Source organism: Pseudarthrobacter chlorophenolicus, from assembly GCF_000962805.1.
In the GTDB taxonomy this organism is placed as follows: domain Bacteria; phylum Actinomycetota; class Actinomycetes; order Actinomycetales; family Micrococcaceae; genus Arthrobacter; species Arthrobacter chlorophenolicus_A.
This window is the reverse complement of sequence record NZ_JZTW01000004.1, coordinates 231,327-238,657: the sequence shown is the minus strand read 5'-3', so window position 1 is coordinate 238,657 and position 7,331 is coordinate 231,327. Positions and strand designations below refer to the sequence as shown.

Genomic DNA, 7,331 nt, shown 5'->3' with positions numbered 1-7,331 from the left:
CCCGCCTCCGCGACGTCCGGAACGGCATGACCATCCCGCCGGCGCTGACCCTCAAAACCGTGCTGGACGCCTCCTACCGGCCCGCCTGGTGGTTCAACTTCCTTACCCACGAGCCACTGACCTTCGCCTCGCTGTCCCGCTACACCGGCACCGTGGCAGACCTCATCAACTCCATGTTCGACCCCACCCTCACGTTCGAGGACCTCGACTGGCTCAGGGAAACCTGGAAAGGCAAGCTGGTGGTCAAGGGCATCCAGACCGTGGAGGACGCCCGCCGCGTGGTGGACCACGGCGCCGACGGGGTGGTCCTGTCCAACCACGGCGGCCGGCAACTGGACCGCGCACCGATACCTTTCCACCTGCTCCCCGAGGTCAGGCAGGCCTTCGCCGCGGACAACACCGACGCGGCCATCATCCTGGACACGGGAATCATGAGCGGCGCTGACATCGTGGCGGCGCTGGCCCTGGGCGCCGACTTCACGCTGATCGGCCGCGCCTACCTCTACGGCCTGATGGCCGGCGGCCGGGCCGGGGTGGACCGCACGCTGCAGATCCTGGAAAAGGACATGGCCCGCACCATGGCGCTGCTCGGCGTCAGCCGAATCGCCGACCTGTCGCCGGAGCACGTCCGTCTGCTGGGGAAGTAGGCCCTACTTCTTGCGCCCGAACTTCGGCAGGTTGGGGAGGTTGGCCAGCAGGTCGGCGGCCCGGGTGGCGGCACGCCCCACCGACCTGCCGATCTGCTGCGGAACGCTGTCGTCGCTGAGCGGTGCCGAGGTGCCGCCGGGAATGACGACGGCGGGACTCAGTTCCGCACCGTCGCGCACCAGGACATCAGCGGACACAGCGCCGGCGGGGACTGCTTCGGGCGCCCCCTCGCCGAGGCCGGCTGGCTCTGCGGCAGCGCATGCGGCCGCACCAGGCTCGGCGGGGGCAGCTTCCGTTGCAGGTTCCGGAACAGCGGTGGCCGCGGCTTGCTTGTCCGCGGCTGAGCCTGCTGGCTTCGTGCCGGCTGTGCCTTCAGCGGCGGCGGCTTCGGGCACTGTGGCGAGGGCACCGACGTCGAACATCCCAAGCCAACTGGCCACGCCCTCAAGGGGCTTCCGGTTCAGCGCGTAGTAGCGCTTTTGGCCCTGCGCCCGCATGCTCACCAGTTGCGCCTCGCGGAGGACTTTCAGGTGCTTGGAAATGGTGGGCTGGCTTGCTGCCAGTTCTTCCACCAGTTCGCCCACGGCTTTGTCCCCGTTGCACAGCGAAACCAGGATGTCCCGCCGGGTTGATTCCGCAATGACGGCAAATACGTCGTCTGTCACCATGCCTCCCACCCTAACGACATATACGCCGAAAGGCATCAACTATTTCGGGGTCTGGGGGGAATGGGACGGAGGCCACGTCAGTCGAACCAGGGGTCCAGTCCATGCAGCGGAAAAACGGCCTTGCGGGTGGCCATCACCGTGCGGTCCACGGCGTCGTTGGGGTCGAAACCAACCTCCCATGAGCGCCACCACAGCTCAACGTCGTCGCCCATCAGCTCCGGCGCTGTGGCACCGTATTTGGCGTCGACGTAGTCGCGCCAGTCCTGCGGCACCGGGGTCCGGAGGGGCACAGGCCGGCCCGCCGCGATGGCCACCAGGTGGCTCCAGGCGCGGGGCACCACGTCCACCACGTTGTATCCGCCGCCGCCGGTGGCGATCCACCGTCCGCCGCAGAATTGTGCAGCAAGGTTCCCGACGGCGGACGCTGCCTCACGCTGGCCGTCCACACTGAGATTGAGGTGGGTCAGCGGATCCGTCCGGTGCGAATCGCAACCGTGCTGGCTCACGATCACCTCAGGTTCGAAGGCGGCCACCACCTGGGGAACCACCGCGTAAAACGCCCGCAGCCAGCCGGCATCCCCCGTGCCCGAGGGCAGGGCCACGTTTACTGCTGTCCCCTCGGCACCCGGGCCGCCGATCTCGTTGGCGAAGCCAGTGCCGGGGAAGAGGGTCATTCCCGATTCGTGCAGGGAAAGAGTCAGCACGCGGGGATCGTTCCAGAAGATGCTTTCCGTTCCATCGCCGTGATGGGCGTCGACGTCGATGTACGCCACCTTGCGGACGCCGCCGTCGAGCAGCTTCTGCACGGCCAGCGCGGCATCGTTGTAGATGCAGAACCCGCTGGCCCTGTCCCGGGCGGCATGGTGCATGCCGCCACCGAAGTTGACGGCGTGAACGGCGGAGCCGTCCAGGATCCGGGACGCCGCCAGCAGCGAGCCGCCGGCCAGTCGGGCGGACGCCTCATGCATGCCGGCAAACGCGGGGTCGTCCTCGGTTCCCAGGCCCCTCGATTCGTCGGGGGTGGACGGATCAGCACTGACCTTCCGTACCGCTGCCACGTAGTCTGCCGAGTGGACTGCTTCGAGTTCGCTGTCCGTTGCCACGCCCGGCGCTTCCACCGCCACATGGTCCAGGCTGAACAGCCCCAGGCTTTCCGCCAGGCGCGCGGTGAGCTCCATCCGCGCCGGCGCCATGGGATGCCCGTGGCCAAAGTTGTACGCCGTCATGTCAGCGCCCCATGCCACCATCGTTGGCGGCGCGGGCTGGCGGAGGCCGGGCAGGTATGTCATCAATCACAGGCTACCTGAGCACGGCACCCTGCCGGCCCGGCCATGACGCGGCCTTTAGTGGTTTACTACTGGGGGAAGCAGATTCGACCGAGGAAAAGCCACACATGACGCAAAGCCAGTCGAGGCCCCGGACCCCGGCCAGCTGGCACCCCCCAGCGCAGGAGCGGGAGGGCCTCTGGATCTTTACCCGGTTGCGCGACTTCATCGACGACATCGCCAACACCTCCCCCGCCCGGCTCGCCCTCAGCGCGTTCGCCGGGGTGTGCCTGGTGTTCACCTTCCTGTTGTCCCTTCCGGTGTCTTCTGCCTCCGGAACGGCCACGCCCATCCACCAGGCCCTGTTCACCGCTGTCTCGGCGGTCTGTGTCACCGGGCTGACCGTGGTGTCCACCGCTGTCCACTGGTCCTTCTTCGGACAGCTGGTCATCCTGGTGGGCATCTTCATCGGCGGTTTGGGCACCCTCACCCTGGCCTCGCTCCTGGCGCTCATGGTCAGCAAGCGGCTCGGCGTGCGCGGCAAGATCATCGCCGCGGAGTCCATGAACAACGCCGGCCGCCTCGGCGAGGTGGGTACGCTGCTCCGCATCGTCATCACCACGTCGGTGGTCATCGAAGGCATCCTGGCCCTGACCCTGATCCCCCGTTTCCTCACCCTCGGCGAGCCCTTCTGGCAGTCCGTCTGGCACGGCATCTTCTATTCCATTTCAGCGTTCAACAACGCCGGCTTCACCCCGCACTCGGACGGCATCGTGCCCTACGAGACGGACTTGTGGATCCTGATTCCACTCATGGTGGGCGTCTTCCTGGGCAGCCTCGGCTTCCCGGTGGTGATGGTGCTGCAGCAGAACGGGCTGAACTGGAAGAAATGGAACCTGCACACCAAGCTCACCATCCAGGTCTCCTTCATCCTCCTGGCCGCCGGCGCGTTCCTGTGGGCACTGATGGAGTGGGACAACGCCCGCACCATCGGGCCCATGGGCTTCGGTGACAAGATCACCCACTCGCTCTTCGCCTCCGTCATGACCCGATCAGGGGGCTTCAACCTGGTGGACCAGAACCACATGGAATCCACCACCAAACTGCTCACGGACGCGCTGATGTTTGCCGGCGGCGGGTCGGCGTCGACGGCGGGCGGCATCAAGGTGACCACCATCGCCGTCATGTTCCTGGCCATCATTGCCGAAGCCCGCGGCGACGCGGACGTGAAGGTCTACGGCCGGACCATTCCGCAGGGCACGATGCGGGTGGCCATTTCCGTGATCGTTGCCGGCGCCACGCTGGTTTCCGTCTCCGCCTTCCTGCTCCTGCAGATCAGCGGCGCGTCCCTGGACCGGGTACTGTTTGAGACGATTTCGGCCTTCGCCACCGTTGGCCTGAGCACAGGGCTCAGCGCCGAAGTGGCACCCGAGGGTGTCTACGTCCTCACCGCGCTCATGTTCGCCGGCCGCGTGGGCACCGTGACCCTCGCCGCCGCCCTGGCACTGCGCCAGCGCAGCCAGCTGTACCACTACCCCGAAGAGAGGCCCATCATTGGCTAGTTCGTCAGAAGCTTCCCGGCGCCCCGCCCACAACGCGCCGGTGCTGGTTATCGGGCTGGGCCGCTTCGGCTCGTCCACGGCAGAGCAACTGGTCAAGCAGGGCCGCGAGGTCCTGGCGATCGAGCGGGACCGGAGCCTGGTTCAGAAGTGGGCTCCGCTGCTGACCCACGTGGTGGAGGCGGACGCCACCAATATCGACGCCCTGCGCCAGCTCGGTGCGCAGGAGTTCAGCTCGGCAGTGGTGGGCGTGGGCACCTCCATCGAGTCCTCGGTACTCATCACGGTGAACCTGGTGGACCTTGGCATCGAGCACCTGTGGGTGAAGGCCATTACGCCGTCCCACGGCAAGATCCTGACCCGGATCGGCGCCAACCACGTGATCTACCCGGAGGCCGACGCCGGTGTCCGGGCGGCGCACCTGGTGTCCGGCCGCATGCTCGACTTCATTGAGTTCGACGACGACTTCGCCATCGTCAAGATGTACCCGCCGCGTGAAACGGTGGGCTTCACCCTGGATGAGTCCAAGGTCCGTTCGAAGTACGGCGTGACGATCGTCGGGGTGAAGTCCCCGGGCGAGGACTTCACCTACGCCCGCCCGGAGACCAAGGTTTCCTCCCGCGACATGCTGATCGTCTCAGGCCACGTGGACCTGCTGGAGCGGTTCGCCGCCCGCCCCTAGCCCTCTGCTAGCCGAGCTGCCTGGTGATTTCCGCTGCCCGGTCCGCTGCTGCCCGCGCACCGGCGGCGATGATGGACGGAATGCCCTGTTCATCGAAGGTGGCAATGGCGCGTTCGGTGGTGCCGTTGGGGCTTGTCACGGACTTGCGCAGTACCGACGGATCCGCGCCGGGCTCTGCCAGCATGAAGCCGGCCCCAGCCACCGTCTCCCGCGCCAGCAGCACGGCGAGTTCGCGGTCCAGGCCCAGTTCCTCCCCCGCGGAAGCCATGGCCTCCGCCAGGTAGAAGGCGTAGGCGGGGCCGGAGCCGCTGATGGCGGACAGCGCATCCACCTGTTCCTCGGGCACTTCGACGACGGTCCCCGCTCCGTGGAAGAGGTCCTTTACCTGCTGGAGCTGGCCGGGTGTGCAGTTGGTGCCTGGCGAGACGGAGATGACGCCGCGGCCCAGTTTCGAAGGGGTGTTGGGCATGGTCCGGATGACCGGCTGCCCCGCCGGGAGTGCGGCTTCGAGCTGGGCGATGGAGACCGCCGCAGCGACGCTGACCACGATGGTGTCCGGGGTGAGCGCGGGGCTGATTTCCCGGGCCAGGTCCGCGATGCCCACCGGTTTGACGCCAAGGATCACGACGGCGGACCCTTTCGCGGCCTGCCGGTTGTTGTCCGGTTCCTCCTCGCCGGCGATCGCGGTGATGCCGTGGTACCGCTCGGCCAGTTCAGCGGCACGCTCGGCCCGGCGGACTGTCGCCACGATGTCCGCCGGGTTGGTGCCGGCTTCCACCAGGCCGCCGAGGATGGCTTCGTTCATGGACCCACAGCCAAGGAATGCGATTCGGTTGCTCATGGCTCCATCATTGCAGGCCGCCCCCATTCACAGGCAACTCCCATGTTCAGTGCAGGGAGCGCACAACTTGCGGTCCTACTGTAGTTATTACCTCATTGAGGGTGCGAGTGATGCGGCAGGCATGGGGATGCCTGCCAAGGCACCGGCGGCGGCAACAGGTTTTCCCCCATTTTCCTGTTGCCGCCCCGGTGCTTCCGCTTTTAACCGGTCCTTTGGAACGTCGGCTGCGCGGTTCGTTAGAACGTGGGCTGCACGGCTGGCGGCGCCGCAATGTGCGGCGCAGGCTCAAGCGGCCCGTCGAACACCAGCTGGTCCAGCCGGCGCAGGATGAGGCCTTCACGCAGGGCCCAAGGGCAGATCCGGAGCTTCTTGAACTTGAACAGCTCCAGGGCGGCCTCCGCCACCAGCGCACCGGCCAGGAGCTGGTGCGCCCGCGCCTCGGAGACGCCGGGGAGGTGCAGCCGGTCCTCGGCCTTCATGGCTGAAATTCGCTGCGCCCACACGCCGAGGTCCGTGGCGTTCAGTTCCCGTTTGACGTAGGGGCCGGCCGCGCTGGGAGCAGCACCGGCGATGCGGGCCAGTGAGCGGAAGGTCTTCGATGTTCCGGCCACCAGGTTGGCCCTGCCCAGGCCATCGAACTCGCGGACGGCAGGCTTCAGCGTTGACCGGATGTAGCGCCGCAGTTCCTTGACGCTTTTGGCCGAGGGCGGGTCCTCGTCCAACCAGTCCCGTGTGAGCCTGCTGGCTCCCAGCGGCACCGACGTTGCGACCTCGGGAAGCTCGTCCTGGCCAAAAGCCATTTCGAAGGAGCCGCCGCCGATGTCCAGGTTCAGGATGGGACCGGCGCCCCAGCCGTGCCAGCGCCTGACGGCAAAGAACGTCATGGAGGCCTCTTCGCTGCCGGTCAGTTCCTGCAGCGTCACAGTGGTCTCGTGCTTGACGCGCGCCAGGACCTCGGGGCCATTGGTGGCCTCGCGGATGGCGGACGTACAAAAGGCCAAGAGGTCCTCGGCCTTGTGGCGGGCAGCGAACTCCCAGGCTTCCAGGACGAACTCGGTGAGCTCGTGCTGTCCTTCGTCGCTGATGCTGCCGTCCGGTTCCAGGTACTGCACCAGCGACAGCGGACGCTTGTGGGAGGCGAACGGCAGCGGCCGCGCCCCGGGGTGGGCATCCACCAGCAGGAGGTGGACAGTGTTTGACCCGATATCGAGGACGCCTAGCCGCATGGTGACATTATTGCTCGTCAGCGCGCTTGAAGTCGCGCTTGATGTTCGCCACGCCTTCCGGGTTGATCTCGAAGCCGTAGGCTGCGCCGGGGTTGATCACCAGGCCCAGCTCCTCGCCGATGTTGGCAATGATGGCCGCGCCCTGGGTTCCCAGGACGTTGGGCGCTGCTTCCAGGTACTGCTGGTCCACCCGGGTGGGGTGCGAGAAGACGGCCAGCACGGGGGCTCCCTCGGAGTTGGCCAGGACCAGGGGTTCCACCTGTGAGTCCTCGACCTCGATGCCGTCGGAGCTGATGATGTAGACCTCGCTGTTCAGGAACGACAGGATGACGTCCACTGGGTTCGCGTCGGGCTCGTTGCCCGTGGCCAGCTTCTCCTCGAGGTCGTTGAGCGGCGTGGGATCGGCAATTCCGGTCTGTTCAGTCATTCCCCTAGCCGATCA

Annotated in this window: 8 protein-coding genes; 3 read left to right on the top strand and 5 right to left on the bottom strand. The window is 66.8% G+C overall.

Annotated features, from left to right (window positions below):
- Positions 1–647 (top strand): alpha-hydroxy acid oxidase (locus UC32_RS06795; RefSeq protein WP_045730503.1); only part of this gene is annotated, 647 nt, incomplete at its 5' end.
- 3 nt (positions 648–650) lie between these two features.
- Here UC32_RS06795 and UC32_RS06790 read toward each other — a convergent pair.
- Together UC32_RS06790 and UC32_RS06785 are read right to left on the bottom strand one after the other, a co-directional pair.
- Positions 651–1,316, bottom strand: coding sequence for an ArsR/SmtB family transcription factor (locus UC32_RS06790; protein ID WP_045730471.1), 666 nt, complete (start codon positions 1,314–1,316; stop codon positions 651–653).
- A 77-nt stretch (positions 1,317–1,393) separates the two neighbouring features.
- Positions 1,394–2,605, bottom strand: a complete 1,212-nt coding sequence (locus UC32_RS06785; RefSeq protein WP_045730470.1) for an acetoin utilization protein AcuC — start codon at positions 2,603–2,605, stop codon at positions 1,394–1,396.
- A 104-nt stretch (positions 2,606–2,709) separates the two neighbouring features.
- Between UC32_RS06785 and UC32_RS06780 the strand changes: the two genes are divergently transcribed.
- Positions 2,710–4,143 (top strand): TrkH family potassium uptake protein, encoded by a 1,434-nt coding sequence (locus UC32_RS06780; RefSeq protein WP_015938301.1) that lies wholly within the window; start codon positions 2,710–2,712, stop codon positions 4,141–4,143.
- A gap of 40 nt (positions 4,144–4,183) precedes the next feature.
- On the top strand, positions 4,184–4,822 hold the full coding sequence (locus UC32_RS06775) for a potassium channel family protein (protein ID WP_171059109.1): 639 nt from the start codon (positions 4,184–4,186) through the stop codon (positions 4,820–4,822).
- A 7-nt stretch (positions 4,823–4,829) separates the two neighbouring features.
- Here UC32_RS06775 and proC read toward each other — a convergent pair whose 3' ends face one another.
- The 3 genes from proC to UC32_RS06760 all read right to left on the bottom strand — a co-directional run bounded on the left by proC (position 4,830) and on the right by UC32_RS06760 (position 7,316).
- A complete protein-coding gene (proC, locus tag UC32_RS06770; protein WP_045730469.1) occupies positions 4,830–5,663 on the bottom strand; it encodes a pyrroline-5-carboxylate reductase in 834 nt (277 codons plus the stop codon).
- A 236-nt stretch (positions 5,664–5,899) separates the two neighbouring features.
- On the bottom strand, positions 5,900–6,889 hold the full coding sequence (locus UC32_RS06765) for a Ppx/GppA phosphatase family protein (protein WP_045730468.1): 990 nt from the start codon (positions 6,887–6,889) through the stop codon (positions 5,900–5,902).
- 7 nt (positions 6,890–6,896) lie between these two features.
- Positions 6,897–7,316 carry an SseB family protein gene (locus UC32_RS06760; protein WP_045730467.1) on the bottom strand — a complete coding sequence of 140 codons (420 nt, stop codon included), beginning with the start codon at positions 7,314–7,316 and terminating at the stop codon, positions 6,897–6,899.
- Between the last annotated feature and the right edge of the window lie 15 nt (positions 7,317–7,331).